Annotated in this window: 13 protein-coding genes; 9 read left to right on the forward strand and 4 right to left on the reverse strand. The window is 72.4% G+C overall.

The genetic code is table 11. The features are described from left to right. Nucleotides 1–149: 149 nt before the first annotated feature. From AB0B02_RS14835 to AB0B02_RS14855, 5 genes are all read left to right on the forward strand, one after another. Complete coding sequence (locus tag AB0B02_RS14835) at nucleotides 150–1,334, forward strand: zinc-dependent alcohol dehydrogenase (protein WP_357300541.1); 1,185 nt, start codon at nucleotides 150–152, stop codon at nucleotides 1,332–1,334. After that, nucleotides 1,331–2,155, forward strand: coding sequence for an SDR family NAD(P)-dependent oxidoreductase (locus AB0B02_RS14840; RefSeq protein WP_281939413.1), 825 nt, complete (start codon nucleotides 1,331–1,333; stop codon nucleotides 2,153–2,155). The genes AB0B02_RS14835 and AB0B02_RS14840 overlap by 4 nt, the downstream gene beginning before the upstream one ends. A gap of 83 nt (nucleotides 2,156–2,238) precedes the next feature. Continuing rightward, entirely contained in the window at nucleotides 2,239–3,384 is a 1,146-nt protein-coding gene (locus tag AB0B02_RS14845; RefSeq protein WP_281939411.1) for an MBL fold metallo-hydrolase, read from the forward strand. 108 nt (nucleotides 3,385–3,492) lie between these two features. Beyond that, nucleotides 3,493–4,161, forward strand: a complete 669-nt coding sequence (locus AB0B02_RS14850) for a sugar transferase (RefSeq protein ID WP_281939409.1) — start codon at nucleotides 3,493–3,495, stop codon at nucleotides 4,159–4,161. Nucleotides 4,162–4,166: 5 nt separating this feature from the next. Further along, a complete protein-coding gene (locus AB0B02_RS14855) occupies nucleotides 4,167–4,811 on the forward strand; it encodes a NeuD/PglB/VioB family sugar acetyltransferase (RefSeq protein ID WP_357300544.1) in 645 nt (214 codons plus the stop codon). 7 nt (nucleotides 4,812–4,818) lie between these two features. On the opposite strand, the gene dgt is transcribed toward AB0B02_RS14855, so the two are convergent. Together dgt and AB0B02_RS14865 are read right to left on the reverse strand one after the other, a co-directional pair. Further along, on the reverse strand, nucleotides 4,819–6,330 hold the full coding sequence (dgt, locus tag AB0B02_RS14860) for a dGTP triphosphohydrolase (RefSeq protein WP_281939405.1): 1,512 nt from the start codon (nucleotides 6,328–6,330) through the stop codon (nucleotides 4,819–4,821). 45 nt (nucleotides 6,331–6,375) lie between these two features. After that, entirely contained in the window at nucleotides 6,376–7,638 is a 1,263-nt protein-coding gene (locus tag AB0B02_RS14865) for a nucleotide sugar dehydrogenase (RefSeq protein ID WP_281939403.1), read from the reverse strand. A 171-nt stretch (nucleotides 7,639–7,809) separates the two neighbouring features. Between AB0B02_RS14865 and AB0B02_RS14870 the strand changes: the two genes are divergently transcribed. Further along, entirely contained in the window at nucleotides 7,810–10,302 is a 2,493-nt protein-coding gene (locus AB0B02_RS14870; RefSeq protein ID WP_281939401.1) for a Tex family protein, read from the forward strand. A gap of 251 nt (nucleotides 10,303–10,553) precedes the next feature. Then, on the forward strand, nucleotides 10,554–10,988 hold the full coding sequence (locus AB0B02_RS14875) for a hypothetical protein (protein WP_357300548.1): 435 nt from the start codon (nucleotides 10,554–10,556) through the stop codon (nucleotides 10,986–10,988). Here the strand turns inward: AB0B02_RS14875 and AB0B02_RS14880 are convergent. Further along, a complete protein-coding gene (locus AB0B02_RS14880) occupies nucleotides 10,951–11,958 on the reverse strand; it encodes a DUF389 domain-containing protein (RefSeq protein ID WP_281939397.1) in 1,008 nt (335 codons plus the stop codon). The genes AB0B02_RS14875 and AB0B02_RS14880 overlap by 38 nt on opposite strands. Before the next feature lie 64 nt (nucleotides 11,959–12,022). Then, nucleotides 12,023–13,162 (reverse strand): glycosyltransferase, encoded by a 1,140-nt coding sequence (locus AB0B02_RS14885; protein WP_357300550.1) that lies wholly within the window; start codon nucleotides 13,160–13,162, stop codon nucleotides 12,023–12,025. A 203-nt stretch (nucleotides 13,163–13,365) separates the two neighbouring features. Here AB0B02_RS14885 and AB0B02_RS14890 point away from each other — a divergent pair, with 203 nt between their 5' ends. Both AB0B02_RS14890 and AB0B02_RS14895 read left to right on the forward strand, forming a co-directional pair. After that, a complete protein-coding gene (locus AB0B02_RS14890) occupies nucleotides 13,366–14,925 on the forward strand; it encodes a hypothetical protein (RefSeq protein ID WP_357300552.1) in 1,560 nt (519 codons plus the stop codon). Between the two features lie 171 nt (nucleotides 14,926–15,096). Beyond that, on the forward strand, nucleotides 15,097–16,227 hold the full coding sequence (locus AB0B02_RS14895; protein WP_281939393.1) for an aminotransferase class I/II-fold pyridoxal phosphate-dependent enzyme: 1,131 nt from the start codon (nucleotides 15,097–15,099) through the stop codon (nucleotides 16,225–16,227). The last annotated feature ends 5 nt before the right edge of the window (nucleotides 16,228–16,232 follow it).

The following is a 16,232-nucleotide window of genomic DNA, read 5'->3' on the forward strand; positions in this document are numbered from 1 at the left end:
GTGAACCACCTGCGCCATCAGGTTTGCAGGGCGCCACTGCCCATCCGAGCGCCCGACGACACGGCCGGGACTCCGCGCGACGGACGCCGGTTCAAGTGATGTCTCGCGGGTAGCAGTCCCATGGACGGCACCGAGGAGGACATTCAGGCATGAAGGCACTGACCTGGCAAGGCAAGCGTGACGTCCGGGTCGAGGACGTCCCGGACCCCCGGATCGAGGAGCCGACCGACGCGATCGTCCGGATCACCTCGACCGCCATCTGCGGTTCCGACCTGCACCTGTACGAGGTGCTCGGGCCGTACCTGAAGCCCGGCGACATCCTCGGTCACGAGCCGATGGGCATCGTCGAGGAGGTCGGCTCCGGGGTGACCCGGCTGAAGAAGGGCGACCGGGTGGTCGTCCCGTTCAACATCTCCTGCGGGCACTGCTGGATGTGTGAGCGGCAGCTCTACGCCCAGTGCGAGACCACCCAGGTGACGGCCGAGGGCAAGGGCGCGTCGCTGTTCGGCTACACCTCGCTCTACGGCTCGGTCCCGGGCGGCCAGGCCGAGTACCTGCGCGTCCCGCAGGCCCAGTTCGGCCCGATCAAGATCCCCGACACCGGGCCGGACGAGCGTTGGCTCTACCTCTCCGACATCCTGCCCACCGCCTGGCAGGCGGTGAAGTACGCGGACACCCCGCCCGGCGGCACACTGGCCGTGTTCGGCCTCGGCCCGGTCGGGCAGTTCTCCGCCCGGATCGGCCGGCACCTCGGCGCCGGCCGGGTGATCGGCCTGGACCTGGTGCCGGAGCGGCTGGAGATGGCCCGCCGGCACGGCATCGAGGTGCTCGACGTCAGCCAGCTCGACGACGTGCCGGGCGCGCTCATCGACCTGGTCGACGGGCGGGGCCCGGACGCGGTGATCGACGCGGTCGGCATGGAGGCGCACGGCGCGCCGGTCGGCAAGATCGCGCAGGCCGCCGCCGGCCTGCTCCCGGACAAGCTGGCCCGGCCGATGATCGACGCGGCCGGCGTGGACCGGCTGGTGGTGCTGCACGCCGCGCTCAAGGCGGTCCGGCGCGGCGGCACCGTCTCGATCTCCGGGGTGTACGGCGGCGAGCAGGACCCGATGCCGCTGATGGAGATGTTCGACCGGGGCATCCAGTTGCGGATGGGCCAGTGCCACGTGCGCCGCTGGGTGGACGAGATCATCCCGCTGCTGGAGGGCGACGACGACCCGCTGGGCGTCGAGGACCTGCGGACCCACCGGCTGCCGCTGGCGCAGGCGCCGCAGGCGTACGAGATGTTCCAGAAGAAGGAGGACGGCTGCGTCAAGGTCGTGCTCGCACCGTGACCCGGACGGTGGTCGTCACCGGCGCGACCAGCGGGATCGGCCGGGCGGCGGCCCGGGAGTTCGCGGGCCGCGGGGACCGGTTGGTCCTCGCGGCCCGCGCGCCCGAAACGCTGGAGCAGGTACGCCGGGAGTGCGCCGACGCCGGCGCGGCGGACGTGCGCGTCGTGCCCACCGACGTCACCGAACCGGGCGCGCTCGACGCGTTGACGGCGACCGCGGTCGCCGGGTTCGGCCGGATCGACGTCTGGGTGCACACCGCCGCCGTGATGGCGTACGGACGCTTCGAGGAGATCCCGGCGGAGGTCTTCGAGCAGGTGGTCCGCACCGACCTGCTGGGCTCCGCCGGGGTGGCGCGGGTGGCGCTGCGGCACTTCAAGGAGGCCGGTCACCTGCCCGGCGTCAACGTCTGCCTGGTCACCCCCGGCAGCGTGGACACCCCGGTCTACCAGCAGGCGGCGAACTACGTGGGACGGATCGGGCGACCACCGCTGCCGATCACCACCCCCGAGCGGGTGGCCCGGGCCATCGCGCACTGCGCCGACAAGCCCCGCCGGGAGATCTCGGTGGGCCGGGTCAACCTGGTCATGCGGGTCGGTTTCACCGCGCTGCCGGCCGTCTACGACGTGCTGGTCGGCCCGCTGATGCGCCTCGGCGGGCTCACCGGCCGGCCGGTGCCGCCGACCGAGGGCGCGGTGTTCACGCCCAACCCGGCCGGCGAGGCGGTCCGGGGCGGCTGGCTGCCCGACCTGTCGCGGGTGGTCCGGACCGTTGGCGGGGCGACCGCGATGGTCGGGTCGGCGGTACGGCGGCGGTTGAGCTGAGTCAGCATCCCCACGCCCGTCGTTCCACGGACGGGGACGGTGGTGGCTACCGTGTACTGCGGGACACGGCGGAGGGGACGAACATGCGGGCACCAACGGAACGCGAACCGGGCACGGCAGGCGGCGGGCGGGGGTGGCGGCTCGCCGGGCTGGCCGCCGTGGCCGGGCTGGCGTGGGCGGCGCGTGACGTGCCGGCCCAGCTCGGCGGCCGGCTCACCGGCGCCCGGGCGGAACGCGCCGCCCGGTCACCGCGGTTCCGCGACGGCACGTTCCACAACCCGACCGGCACGAACGCCACCATGGTCGCCGACCCGGGCCGCAACCTGGTCCGGGAGCTGATCTTCGGCAAGCAGAAGCGGCGGCCGGGCAGCGCCGTGCCGCTGCTGCGCCCGACCGACGCCGCGCCCGCCGACCCGGCCGACGAGCTGAACGTGATCTGGTACGGCCACGCCTCCACGCTTGTGGAGATCGAGGGCCACCGGGTGCTGCTCGACCCGGTCTGGAGCGACAGGTGCTCACCGTCGGCGCTGGTCGGCCCGCGACGCATCCACGAGCCGCCGGTCCGCCTCGACGAGTTGCCCCGGCTCGACGCCGTCCTGATCTCGCACGACCACTACGACCACCTGGACATGGCGACGGTCCGGGGGCTGCTGACCCACCAGTCCGCGCCGTTCCTGGTGCCGCTCGGCGTGGGCGCCCACCTGGAACGCTGGGGCGTGCCGGCGGACCGCATCGTCGAGCTGGACTGGTCGGAGCACCACCGGGTCGGTGGCGTGACGCTCACCGCCACCGCCGCACAGCACTTCTCCGGGCGCGGGCTGCGTCGCGACGGCACGCTCTGGAGTTCCTGGGTGGTGGCCGGCGCGCGGCGGAAGGTGTTCTACACCGGCGACTCCGGCTACTTCGACGGCTACGCCACGATCGGCGCCGAGCACGGTCCGTTCGACGTCACGCTCATGCAGATCGGCGCGTACGACCGGGCCTGGCCGAACATCCACATGTTCCCGGAGGAGGCGGTCGCCGCCCACCTCGACGTCCGGGGCGAACTGCTGGTGCCGGTGCACTGGGGCACGTTCAACCTGGCCCTGCACGACTGGTCGGAGCCGGTGGACCGGCTCTGGGCCGAGGCGAAGGCGCGGGGCGCCCGGCTGGCGGTGCCGCGCCCCGGCGAGCGGGTCGTGGTGGACGAGCCGCCGGCGGTGGACGGCTGGTGGCAGGCGATCGCCTGACTTGGCGGAAAAAGACAGACAAGGCACTCTTCAGCCCGTTTTTGCGTACTCTGTTCGCTGACGAGTCAGCGGCCGGAGGACAGCATGCAGGTTCGCCTCTCCCCAGGCGTGGTAGATCCCGCAACACCCACCTCATCCCGGGGCGGCGTCGCGGTCGTCAAGCGGGTCGTCGACGTCGTCGTCGCCTCGACCGCCCTGCTGGTCATGGCCCCGGTGCTGGCCGCGGTGGCGGTCGCGGTGCTGCTCGGCCTGGGCCGCCCGGTGCTCTTCCGGCAACGGCGGATCGGCTGGCGGGGCCGCGAGTTCACCATCGTGAAGTTTCGTTCCATGGCCGGCGGCGGCCCCGCCTTCTCGCCCGACGACGACCAGCTCCGGCTGACCCCGTTGGGGCGGTGGCTGCGGTCCACCAGCCTGGACGAACTGCCCAGCCTCTGGAACATCCTGCGGGGGGACATGAGTTTCGTGGGTCCTCGCCCGTTCCCGACCAGCTACCGCGATCTCTACACACCGGAGCAGTTCCGGCGCCACGCCGTCCGACCGGGGCTGACCGGCCTGGCGCAGGTCAATGGCCGCAACGAGCTCGACTGGGAGAAGCGGTTCGCCTACGACCTCCGGTACGTGGACCACTGGAGCCTCAGCCTCGATGCCCGCATCCTGGCCCGGACGGCGGTGGCCGTGCTCCGCCGGCGGGGAATCAACGCACCTGGCACCGCCACCGCGTACGAGTTCCGCGGCACCGCCCCGGAGCAGCCCGAACCGGCGACGGCGGGACGGTAGCGGCGGTGGGTCTTGACCTCGTCATCGTCGGATGCGGCGGTCACGGTCGGGAGATCGCGCAGGTCGTGGCCGCGGTCAACGCCGCGTCGAATCGGCCGCCCTGGCGGCTGGTCGGCTTCGTCGACGACGACCCGTCGGAGCGGAACCGTAAGCGCGTCGAGTCGACAGGTGTCCCCTACCTCGGGACCGTGGCCACGCTCGGGCACCTGTCGCCGGCGACCCACGTCGTCCTCGGCCTCGGCGACCCACGGGTCCGGCGGGTCGTCGGCACGCGGGTCGAACTGTTCGGCCTGCCCGCGGCCAGTCTCGTACACCCGGACGCGACAGTCGGCCCGGACCTGGTGTCGGCCGAGGGTCTGGTGGTGTTCGCCGGCGGCCGGATCACCACCGGAGTCACCGTCGGACGGCACCTGCACGTCAACCAGAACGCCACCCTCGCCCACGACTGCGTGGTCGGTGACTACGTCTCCCTGCACCCTCTCGCGGCCGTCTCGGGCGACTGCCGCCTCGACACCGCAGCGCTGGTCGGAGCGGGTGCCGTGGTGCTGCCGGGCCTTCGGGTGGGGGCCGGCGCGACAGTCGGCGCCGGCGCCTGCGTGGTGCGCGACGTGGCGCCGGGCCTCGTGGTCAAGGGAGTACCGGCCCGCTGAGCGGGCCTCAGAGCACGAACGCGTCGGTCCACAACGCGCCGGAACGCCCGGAGAGCGCGTCCAGCATCGCCACCGCCTGACCGTCGGTGAGCTGCGCGACGAAGTCGACGATGGCCCGGCCCCGGGCCCGACCGATCCGGTCCGGGGTACGCGGGTGCAGCTCGGCCTCGGCCAGCTCCACCAGGTCGTGCAGCCGGCGGGGTAGCCGGGACTCCTCCTCCGGGTCCAGCAGCCACTCCCAGAGCGCCTCGACCAGCGTGTCCAGCAGCCGCGCCTGGCCGCGCTGGTGCAGCGCCAGGTCGGGGCGGGCCAGCACGAACCGGTGGTGGACGAACTTGAGCACCTGCACCTCGTGCCACTGCGCCTTGCCCAGCAGCACGTACCCGGAGCGGACGTCCGGCTCCGGGGTCACCGTGATGGCGTCCACGAAGCGGGTGGACCAGCGGGCGGAGAAGCGGGCGACGTACTGCTCCGCCTCGATCGAGCCGTCGAACGGCAACGCCAGCAGCCCCTCCACCAGCTCCTCGCGGACGTGTTCGACCGCCGCGGCGAACGCCTCGTCGTCGGCGATCCAGCCGTCCTTGCGGTGCAGTTGGCGGCGCAGCCGCTCGATCGCCGTGCCGGGCCGCCGGCCCGCGGTGTCCAGCGCCGAGGCGGTGATCGACCGCAGGTGCCCGCACTCACGTTGCCAGGCCATCAGCTCGGCGGCCACCGCACCCTGCTGGAGCACCCCGACGCGGTAGAAGTCCTCCACGTCGTGGATGGCGTACGCGATGTCGTCGGCGGTGTCCATCACGGACGCCTCCGGCGTCTGCTGCCAGTCCGGGATCCGCCCGGCGAACGGCTCCCGGGCCGCCCGCAGGTCGTCCAGCTCGGTGCGGTACGCGCCGAACTTCAGCGACCCGCTCTCCGGGTCGTCCGGCGGCGGCGCGGCGCCCCGGGGCGCCGGGTCGAGGTGCCGCGGGTGCGGGTCGGGGTGGTCCAGCCGGGTCCACGGATACTTCAGCATCGCCGCCCGGACCGCGGCGGTCAGGTCCAGCCCGGTGGTCGCGGCGCCGCGGATCTCGGTGCTGGTGACGATCCGGTACGACTGGGCGTTGCCCTCGAAGCCGTCCGGCAGCCCCAGCCGCTGCCGGGCCAGCCGGTCGAGGACCCGCTCCCCCAGGTGCCCGAACGGGGGATGCCCGAGGTCGTGGGCGAGCGCGGCGGCCTCGACCACGTCCGGGTCGCAGCCACCCAGCTTCTCCAGCAGGTCCCGGTGCGCCGGGTCGGCGGTCAGCCGTTCGGCGATCGCGCGGGCCACCTGGGCCACCTTCAGGCTGTGCGTGAGCCGGTTGTGCACCAGCAGCCCGGAGCCGCCCGGACTGATCACCTGGGTGACGCCGTTCAGCCGGGCGAAGAACGGCGAGGCGACGATCCGGTCCCGGTCGGCCCGGAACGGACCGGCGGCCAGGTCGCCGAGCGCCCGGGCGCTGCCCCCGAAGAGTCGCCGGGCCCGTGGATCCGCAGGTGCCTCCATGATCGCCACGCTAGCGCAGCCGTCGACGGTCGGGGCGGGGTGCTCCTAGAGCCGCTCCACGGTCGGTCCCGAACACCGGTTCCGCGCGTCGAAGACGTAGCGGGCCCGGCCGGCCACCATCTCGTAGTCGAAGACGTCGTGGTCGGTCGCGACGATCACCGCGTCGGCGGCGTCGACCTCGTGTTCGGTCAGCGGCACGACCAGCACGCCGGCGGGGATCTGGTGCGGCTCGGCGTACGGCTCGGCGGCCCGCACGTCCGCGCCGAGGTCGCACAGCCGGCGCGCGACGTCCACCGCCGGCGAGTCACGCATGTCGCCGGTGTTCTTCTTGTACGCCAGGCCGAGCATCAGCAGCCGGGCGCCGCTGACCGCCCGGCCGGCCCGGTTGAGGCCGGCCATGATCCGCTGGGTGACGTGCTCGGGCATCTCGTGGTTGACGTCGTTGGCCAGCTCGATGAACCGGAACTGCCGGCCCAGCCGCCGCTTGACCTGCCAGGACAGGTAGCAGGGGTCGATCGGGAGGCAGTGGCCGCCGACGCCGGGCCCGGGCCGGAACGGCATGAACCCGAACGGCTTCGTCTCGGCGGCGTCGATCGCCTGCCAGACGTCGATGCCGAGGTGGTGGGAGAGGATCGTGAGCTCGTTGATCAACCCGAGGTTCACCTGGCGGAACGTGTTCTCGATCAGCTTGGTCAGCTCCGCGACCCGGGTGGACGGCACCGGAACCGTCCGGGCCACGATCCGGCGGTAGAAGCCGTCCACCCGCTCCAGCGCGGCGGCGTCCACGCCGGAGACCACCTTGGGGGTGTTCTCCAGCCGCCAGGTCGGGTTGCCCGGGTCGATGCGTTCCGGGCTGTAGCCGAGGTGGAAGTCCCCGGGCGCCTGCAGTCCGCTGGCCGTCTCCAGGAGCGGGCGCAGCAGTTCCTCGGTGGTGCCCGGGTACGTCGTCGACTCCAGCACCACCGTGGCGCCCGGCCGCACGTACGGGCCGACGTGGTGGCCGGCCTGTTCGACGAAACTCAGGTCCGGGGTGCCGTCCCGGAGCGGGGTCGGCACCGTGATCACGCAGACGTCGAAGCCCTCGGCGTCGGCGTACTCGGTGCTCGGGCGGTAACGGCCGCTGCCGAGGGCCCGGCCGAGGCGCTCGGCCGGGATGTCCTCCACGTAGGACTCCCCCGAGGCGAGGCGCTTGACCCGGTCGGCGTCCACATCCAGGCCCACCACGTCGAAACCGGCCTCGACGGCGCGCACGGCCAGGGGAAGGCCGACGTAACCCTGACCGATGACGACCACTTTCTCCGTGCTCACCCGGTTCTCCAGACAGGAGTAGAAATTCCTGGTTGGAGGCTAGAGGCACGGTTGGCAGCCCAGGGGCGCTTTCATGTTATTCGTCGACTTTTCCATCGGGCGGCTGCGCGGCTGTCGGCACCGGCGGGCAGAATGCACGACGAACTCACCGGGAAGAGGCGGAGCAAGATCGTGACTCAGTCTGTGCACCAGCGGATCGCCGAGGAACTCGGCGTCGCCGAGCGTCAGGTGCGGGCGGCCGTGGAGCTGCTCGACGGCGGCGCCACCGTGCCGTTCATCGCCCGCTACCGCAAGGAGGCCACCGGCACCCTCGACGACGCGCAGCTGCGCACGCTCGAGGAGCGGCTGCGCTACCTGCGGGAGCTGGACGAGCGGCGGGCCGCGGTGCTGGAGTCGATCCGCGGTCAGGGCAAGCTCGACGACGCGCTGGAGGCCCAGATCCTGGCGGCGGACTCGAAGTCCCGGCTGGAGGACATCTACCTGCCGTACAAGCCGAAGCGGCGGACCCGCGCGCAGATCGCCCGCGAGGCCGGGCTGGAACCGCTGGCCGACGCGCTCCTCGCCGACCCGGCGCAGGACCCGCGCGCCACCGCGGCCGGCTTCGTCGACGCGGAGAAGGGCGTGGCCGACGCCGCCGCCGCGCTGGACGGGGCGCGGGCCATCCTGATCGAGCGCTTCGCCGAGGACGCCGACCTGATCGGCACGCTCCGCGAGCAGATGTGGTCGCGGGGCCGGCTGGTCTCCCGGGTACGCGAGGGCCAGGAGGCCGCCGGCGCCAAGTTCGCCGACTACTTCGACTTCGCCGAGCCGTACCCGAAACTGCCCTCGCACCGGATCCTCGCCATGTTCCGCGGTGAGAAGGAGGGCGTGCTGGAGCTGACCATGGCCCCGGACGCCGAGGACGACGCCGACACGGTCACCGGGCCCAGCCGCTACGAGGCCGCCGTGGCCGGCCGGTTCGGCGTCAGCGACCGGGGCCGGCCCGCCGACCGGTGGCTGGCCGACACGGTGCGCTGGGCCTGGCGTACCCGGATCCTCATCCACCTCGCCGCCGACCTGCGGACGCGGCTCTGGCAGGCGGCCGAGGAGGAGGCCGTCCGGGTCTTCGCCACCAACCTGCGTGACCTGCTGCTCGCCGCGCCCGCCGGCGCGCGGCCCACCATGGGTCTCGACCCGGGCCTGCGCACCGGCGTCAAGGTGGCGGTGGTCGACGCGACCGGCAAGGTGGTCGCCACCGACACGATCTACCCGCACGAGCCGCGCCGGCAGTGGGACGCGTCGCTGCACACGCTCGCCACGCTGGCCGCGACGCACGGCGTCGAGCTGGTGGCAATCGGCAACGGCACCGCCAGCCGGGAGACCGACAAGCTGGCCGGTGACCTGATCAAGCAACACCCCGAGCTGACGCTGACCAAGGTGGTGGTCTCCGAGGCGGGCGCGTCGGTCTACTCCGCCTCCGCGTACGCCTCGCAGGAGCTGCCGGGGCTCGACGTGTCGCTGCGCGGGGCGGTCTCCATCGCCCGGCGTCTCCAGGACCCGCTCGCCGAACTCGTGAAGATCGACCCGCGTTCGATCGGTGTCGGGCAGTACCAGCACGACCTGTCCGAGGTGAAACTGTCCCGCTCGCTGGACGCCGTCGTCGAGGACTGCGTCAACGCGGTCGGGGTGGACGTCAACACCGCCTCCGCGCCGCTGCTCACCCGGGTCTCCGGGATCGGCGCCGGGCTGGCGGAGAACATCGTGCTGCACCGGGACGCGAACGGGCCGTTCCGCACCCGGACCGAGCTGAAGAAGGTGGCCCGGCTCGGCCCCAAGGCGTTCGAGCAGTGCGCCGGCTTCCTGCGCATCCCGGGCGGCGACGACCCGCTCGACTCGTCCAGCGTGCACCCCGAGTCGTACCCGGTGGTGCGCCGCATCCTCGCGTCCACCGGGCAGGACCTGCGCGCGCTGATCGGCAGGTCCGCGATCCTGCGCGGCCTGCGGGCGACCGACTTCGTGGACGACACGTTCGGCCTGCCCACCGTCACCGACATCCTGGCCGAGCTGGAGAAGCCCGGTCGCGACCCGCGGCCGGAGTTCCGCACCGCGACGTTCGTCGAGGGCGTCGAGAAGATCGGCGACCTGACGCCCGGCATGGTGCTGGAGGGTGTGGTCACCAACGTGGCCGCGTTCGGCGCGTTCGTCGACGTGGGCGTGCACCAGGACGGTCTGGTGCACGTCTCCGCCATGTCGCACACGTTCGTCAAGGACCCGCGCGACGTGGTGAAGTCCGGCGACGTGGTCCGGGTGCGGGTGCTCGACGTGGACGTGCCGCGCAAGCGGATCTCGTTGACGCTGCGTCTGGACGACGAGGCGCCGACCGGCGGCGGACGCCCGGCCGGCGGGGAGGGCCGGCGGGACCGCGACGGCCGAGGCGGTGCGGACGGCAGCCGAGGCGGTGCGGGCGGTGGCCGTCCGGGTCGCGGGCAGGCCGGCGGCGGGCAGCGGGGCGGACAGGCCGGCGGGCAGGACCGTGCGCAGGGCGGCGGCGGGCAAGGCGGAGGCGGCGGCCGTCAGCGTGGGGACCGGGGCGGCTCACAGCCGCGTCAGGGGCGCGGCGGTGGCGCCTCCGCGCCGGTCAACGACGCCATGGCGGAGGCGTTGCGCCGCGCCGGGCTGGCCTGACCGTCGCCGGTCGCGGCCCTGTCGAGCTGAGAGCACGAACGACTCAGCGGTGATGTCACGAAACGACTCAGCTCGACAGCGCCGCGAGGCGGGTGGCACCGCCCACGCCGGGCGGGTACCGCGACCCGGCCAGCACCGCCAGACCCGGCCGGGCACGGCCCACACGCACGGACACCGCCCACACGAGCGGGACCGCCCGACCCGGCGGTCGTGGGCGCGCGGGCGCGCGGCGCGGGCGTACCCTCGCGGTCGTGGGTGTGGACGACGACGCGCAGTGGCGGGAGCGGCAGCGCCGGGCCGTGGCGGCCCACGCGGCGGCCGACGCCCGGGAACGCGCCGCGGAGCAGGCGGAGGCCGCGAAGCTGGTGGCCGCGTTCGCCGCCGAGGCGCGGCGGCGCGGCCTGGCGACCGACCGGCTGGTCGCGACCGCCCACGACGGCCGCGGTCGCTACCGCACCCGGATCACCGGCTGGTACGTGGACCGGGCGCGCAGCCGGGCGGTGGACACCGACGGGCGTTTCTACCTGCTCAGCGTGCCGCCGAGCCTGGGGTCGCGGCTGTTCGGGGCCGAGCCGCCGCCGAGCGCGCCCCCGCTGGTGGTCGGGCGGGGCGGCCGGGACGGCGAGTCCGTTCCGCTGGCGACGCTGCTCAGCCGGCGTCTCGAGGCGGGCGACGACTGGCGGTGACCGGCGTCGGTCGGTCGGCCCGCTGCCGCGGCACCCCCCGCCCGGCCCGCCGCGCCACCCGCCGCCACCAGCACAACTGCACGACCAGCGTGAGCAGCCCGGCCAGCACGATGGCGGCCAGGTTGATCACCAGTTGGAGGGCGGAACCGGCCGCCTCGTGCCACACCCCGTAGCCCGCCGCGACCGCCACGTTCGCGGCCGCCGGGACGGTGGTCACCGAGATCAGCACGCCGACGAGTGAGCCGGACTTCTTCGAGGTCAGTGACAGCATGCCGGCGACACCGGCGAGCAGCCCGACCACCCAGGAGAGCGCGTCCGGGCGCCAGATGAAGTCGGTGAGCGGACGCTCGTCGAGCAACATGTCCCGGCTGACCAGACCGGCCGCGGTGAGCGCCCAGGTGCTCAACACGGTGGCCACCATGGCGACGAGGAAGCCGACGGTCAGGGCCTGCACCGAGCGGCCGACGACGCCGGGCTGACGGCGCAGCAGCGCCACGCAGAGCGCGGCGAGCGGGCCGAACTCGGGGCCGACCACCATCGCGCCGACGATCAGGATGGGCTGGTCGAGCAGCACGCCGATGCCGGCGATCATGGTGGCCACGGTGATCAGGGCGAGGAAGGTGCCGGTGAGCACCGTCTGCTCGCCGGTCTTCGCCGCGATCTCGTCCCAGACCACCGCGTCCTCGCCGTGCCCCGGAGCCTCGTCGGCGGCCCGGTCGGCCGCCGCGGAGAGCGTCAGCTCCACGTCCTCGGCGGCGATCGCCCCGTGCGCCTCGACGCCGAGTTCCCGCAGCTTGTGCAGCACCCCGTCCGCGCTCTCCCGGACCACGTCGCAGGTGACGTAGTCGCCGGCCGGTTCGCGGGCGGCGCCGGGGAGCACCACGAGGTGCGTCACGCCGGGGTCGGCGGCCAACAGGTCGACGACGGCCGACGACCGGTCGGCGGGCGCGATCACCCTCAGGTGCAGCACGGGCAAACTCCAGGACGGCCGGTCGGGATACGGGTCGTCGCACCCTACACCGGGCCGCCGGACATCACCCGACCCCGAGTTCCCGCAGGATCAGCCGGACGTGGAAGTCGACCACGGACTGCCGTTCCCAGCTCCGCAGCACCTGGGCCGGAACCACCACCCGCTTGGCCCGCAGTTGGTCCAGCAGCGCATCCGCCACCGCCTCGGCGCAGGCCGGCACCAACGTGAACCCCGCCTCCACCTGGTCGGCCAACGCGCAGCTGCCCCGGTTCTGCACCGCCACCACCGGCGTGCCGAGGCTGAGCGCCTCCACCTGGGTCATCGGCAGGCCCTCCCGGCCACTGGTGGAGAGCAGCACGTCGGCCCGGGCGAGCTCCGTACCCGGCCGGGAGGTCCACGGACTGACACTCACCCCCGGCTCGGCCGGTGGCGTCCACGCCCTCTCGCCGGGCGGCGACGACCCCACGATGCGCAGTTCGAGACCGGGCAGGTGGGACCGGGCCCGGCGCCACGCCGCGACCGCCAGGTCGAGGTTCTTGTCCGGGGTGAGGCGGCCGAGCACCAGCACCCGGGGTGGGCGGTCCCTCGGTGCCGCGTCCCCGGCGTCATCGAGGCGCAGTTGCGTCGGGTCCACACCGGCCGCTCCGCACGGCGCACGGTGGACCTGGCTCCAGGGCGCGAGGCGACGGTAGCTGCGCTCGTCCTCCGGGTTCAGGGTGACGTAGGTGGGCGTGCACCACGCGGACGCCGCCTCGGCCACGGTGAAGACGCGGCCGGACAACCCCGGGACGCCGAAGAGGGTACCGCTCACCACCGCCAGATGGCGGGTCCGGCTGCTGCGGGCGACGAGCCGGCCCACCGCGATGCCGAACGGCGAGTGCAGGTGCAGCAGGGCCGCCCGTTCCTCGCGGACGATGCGACGCAGTTCCCCGGCCGCCCGTACGATCTCCGCCGGTCGCCCCCGGCGGAACGGCGTCACCTCGCGGACGTCGTCGAAGGAAGCCAGCAGTTCGGGGCCGACGGAACCACGCCCGGCCACCGCCACCCGCCGGATGCCACGGTCGGCGAGCGACCGCGCGACGGGCGCGACGATGTTGGTGAGCGTCATGCCGACGCCCGCCACGAAGACGACCGTGGGAGTGGCGGGTCGGCCGGCGGTCGGGGGCGTCGCCGCCGCGGCCCCGGTCGGGATGACGGTGGCCATCTCGGCCCTCCCTGCTGATCGTCACATACGACTCGACCTGGCTGGAGGGTAGAGGGAGAGGTGCGGGCACACGGCCCTTTTCGCGATTTCAGTTCGTCGCAGATTCCCTCACAACTTTCCACGTCTGGTTCCGTTAGCCATACGGCAGGCCGCGTCTGCGATCACGGTCGTCGGTGCGGGAAGGCGGCAGGACGCATACGGGGATGGCGCTGATGATCGGCTACAACGGCATGGAGAGGACCACCAGGGGCGGTGACCCGTGGCTCTTCGCCGTCATCCTGCCCACCCTGATCAGCCTGGTCCTCATCGCATTCGATGCACGACTCCTGCACTGGTACATGATCCCGGTCACCATCTGCGGCATGCTGGTCGCGCCGGACGTGGTGGACTGGGCGGCGCGGCGCCTGGACACATTCGACCCTCGGGCGCTGGTCGGCCTGTTCGGATTCCACTTCTTCTATCTGGCGCCGATCCTGCACGTCATGCTCGATTACTGGCCCAGGTTCATAGACCCGCTTCCCGACTGGAAGGCCGGGCTCGGCGCGATGGCGACGCTGAACGTGTTGGGCCTGTGTGTCTACCGCGTGGTCCTGAACCTCCGGGTGCCGTCGACACGGAGCCCGCGCATCGTACGGAAGCTGAACGATCGGGTGTTCGTCCAGCTCGGGTGGCTGGCGTTCGCGGTCGGCCTGGCCGGCTTCGTCGCCGTCATCATCCATTTCGGCGGCCTGAGCGGTTACGTGTCGGCAGCAGCCGACGATCGCGATTCCTTCATCGGCTACGGGTGGTTGCTCCTCATCGGCGAGTCGTTCCCGCTTGTCGGATTCGTCGTGGCGGTGGTGCGCTTCCGGGTGGCACTGACCGGGCGGCCGGCCACCTTGTCCGCACTGTTCCTGGTGTTCGCGATCACGCAGTTCGCCGTCGGCGGCCTGCGGGGCTCACGTAGTAACACGATCTGGCCCCTGCTCATCGGACTGATCGTCGTGCACCTGGCGGTGCGGCCGGTCACTCGACGCGCACTTGCCGCGATGGGCATCTCGTTCCTGGTCTTCATGTACGCCTATGGCGTCTACAAGAGCGCCGGTAGCGAGATCCTGTTCGCCACCAAAGGAACCACCTCGGTCACCGAACTCGGCGACGAGACGGGGCGGACCATGCCGACCATGCTGCTCGGCGACCTCGGCCGGTCCGATATCCAAGCGGTACTTCTTCACCATGAACGGGCCGGATACGCGCCGCTGAGCTACGGCGTCACCTACGTCGGCGCCGCGGCGTTCATGATTCCCGATGCCTCGCGTCCGGAGTGGATGCGCGACAAGGTGCAGGCCGGGACCGACATGCTGATGGGCACAGGCGCCTTCGACTCCGGCTGGCGATCGTCCCGCATCTACGGCCTTGCCGGGGAGGCGCTGCTGAACTTCGGTCCGGCCGGCTCGGTAGCTTCGTTCGCCGTGCTGGCCGCCGTGGTCCGGACAGCCCGCCGCCGTTACCTCGGCGCCCGGTTGAGCAGGGAATCCGGGGTGGCGGTCATGAGTGGCATCGCCGGGGTGATCGTGATCCTTGCCCTCGGCAGCGACCTCGACAATCTGCTCTGGTACCTCGTGAAGACCGCGCTGCCGTTGGTCACCGTCGTCTTCTTCTCCCGCCGAACCCACCACACCTCTCCACACGATCTCGCTCGCGTCCCGCCACATCCAGCGGGGCCCGTTCGCGACGAACTGGCGGGCCGGCACCGGCGAGCATCGGTCACGTCGGTCGCCTAGCCGCAGGTCCTGATGCCGTCGCAAGCGTCGGGCCGCCACGGGAAGTGGGCCGATCATCTTCGGTTACCCGTTGAGGGAATTATGACCGCTTTCAAGGTATATGTCGTATAAGATCTGTTCATCCTTGCTATGAACCCCCCGAGGGTGTCCACCATCGTGACGGGAGACTGCATGAGCGGCCGGGTCCATCTGTCCCCGCCCGACGTGGGGCAGCTCGAGGAGTCCTATCTCATCAACGCCCTGCGGTCCGGCTGGATCGCGCCGGTAGGTCCCGAGGTGACCGCTTTCGAGCGGGACATCGCGGAGCGAGCCGGGTGCGCCCACGCCGTGGCCGTCAGCTCGGGCACCGCGGCGCTGCATCTCGCGCTGCTCGCCCTGGGCGTCCGCCCGGGCCAGGTCGTCGTCGTACCCACCATGACGTTTGTGGCCAGCGCGAACGCGGTGGTCTACACCGGCGCCGAGCCCGTCTTCGTCGACAGTGAGCCCAACACCGGCAACATCGATCCCGCGCTTCTCGCCGCGCTGCTGGAGACGCTGCGGGCTGAGGGCCGAAGCGTCGCGGCGGTCATGGCGGTCGATCTCTTCGGCGCCTGCGCCGACTACACCCGCCTGGTCCCGGTGTGCGATGCGGCCGGCGTTCCGTTACTGGAGGATGCCGCCGAGTCGTTGGGTGCGGCCCACGGCGGGCGCCCGGCCGGTTCGTTCGGACGTGCCGGAGTCTTCTCCTTCAACGGCAACAAGATAATCACCACCTCCGGTGGCGGGATGCTGGTCTCCGACGACGGCGAGTTGGTGGAGCGGTGCCGGCATCTGGCCACCCAGTCCCGGCAGCCGGTCGTGCACTACGAGCACCACGAGGTCGGCTACAACTACCGGCTGAGCAACCTGCTGGCCGCTCTCGGCCGGGCCCAACTGACCCGGCTCGACGAGATGAGGTCACGCCGCCGGCAACTGCGCGAGCGGTACGCCAAGTTCTTCGCGGCCATACCCGGAGTGCGACTGCTCGGCGAAGGTGACGTCGAGAGCAACTGTTGGCTGACCTGTGTCGTGGTCGATCCCGAACGGTCGAGTTGGCCCGCCGCCGACCTCGCGGCGGCACTCTCCCGCGCCGACATCGAGACCCGCCCGCTGTGGAAGCCGATGCACCGCCAGCCGGTCTACGCAGGCGCCCGAGCAGCGTTGAACGGGGTGTCGGACCGACTCTTCGCCCACGGCCTCGCGCTACCGAGCGGCTCTGCCATGGACGACTCACAGGAGGCACACGTCTTCCGGACCATCGAGCGGTTCCTGGAGCGCGGGTGAACTAC

This window comes from Micromonospora sp. NPDC049240 (genome assembly GCF_040647835.1).
Lineage (GTDB): Bacteria > Actinomycetota > Actinomycetes > Mycobacteriales > Micromonosporaceae > Micromonospora.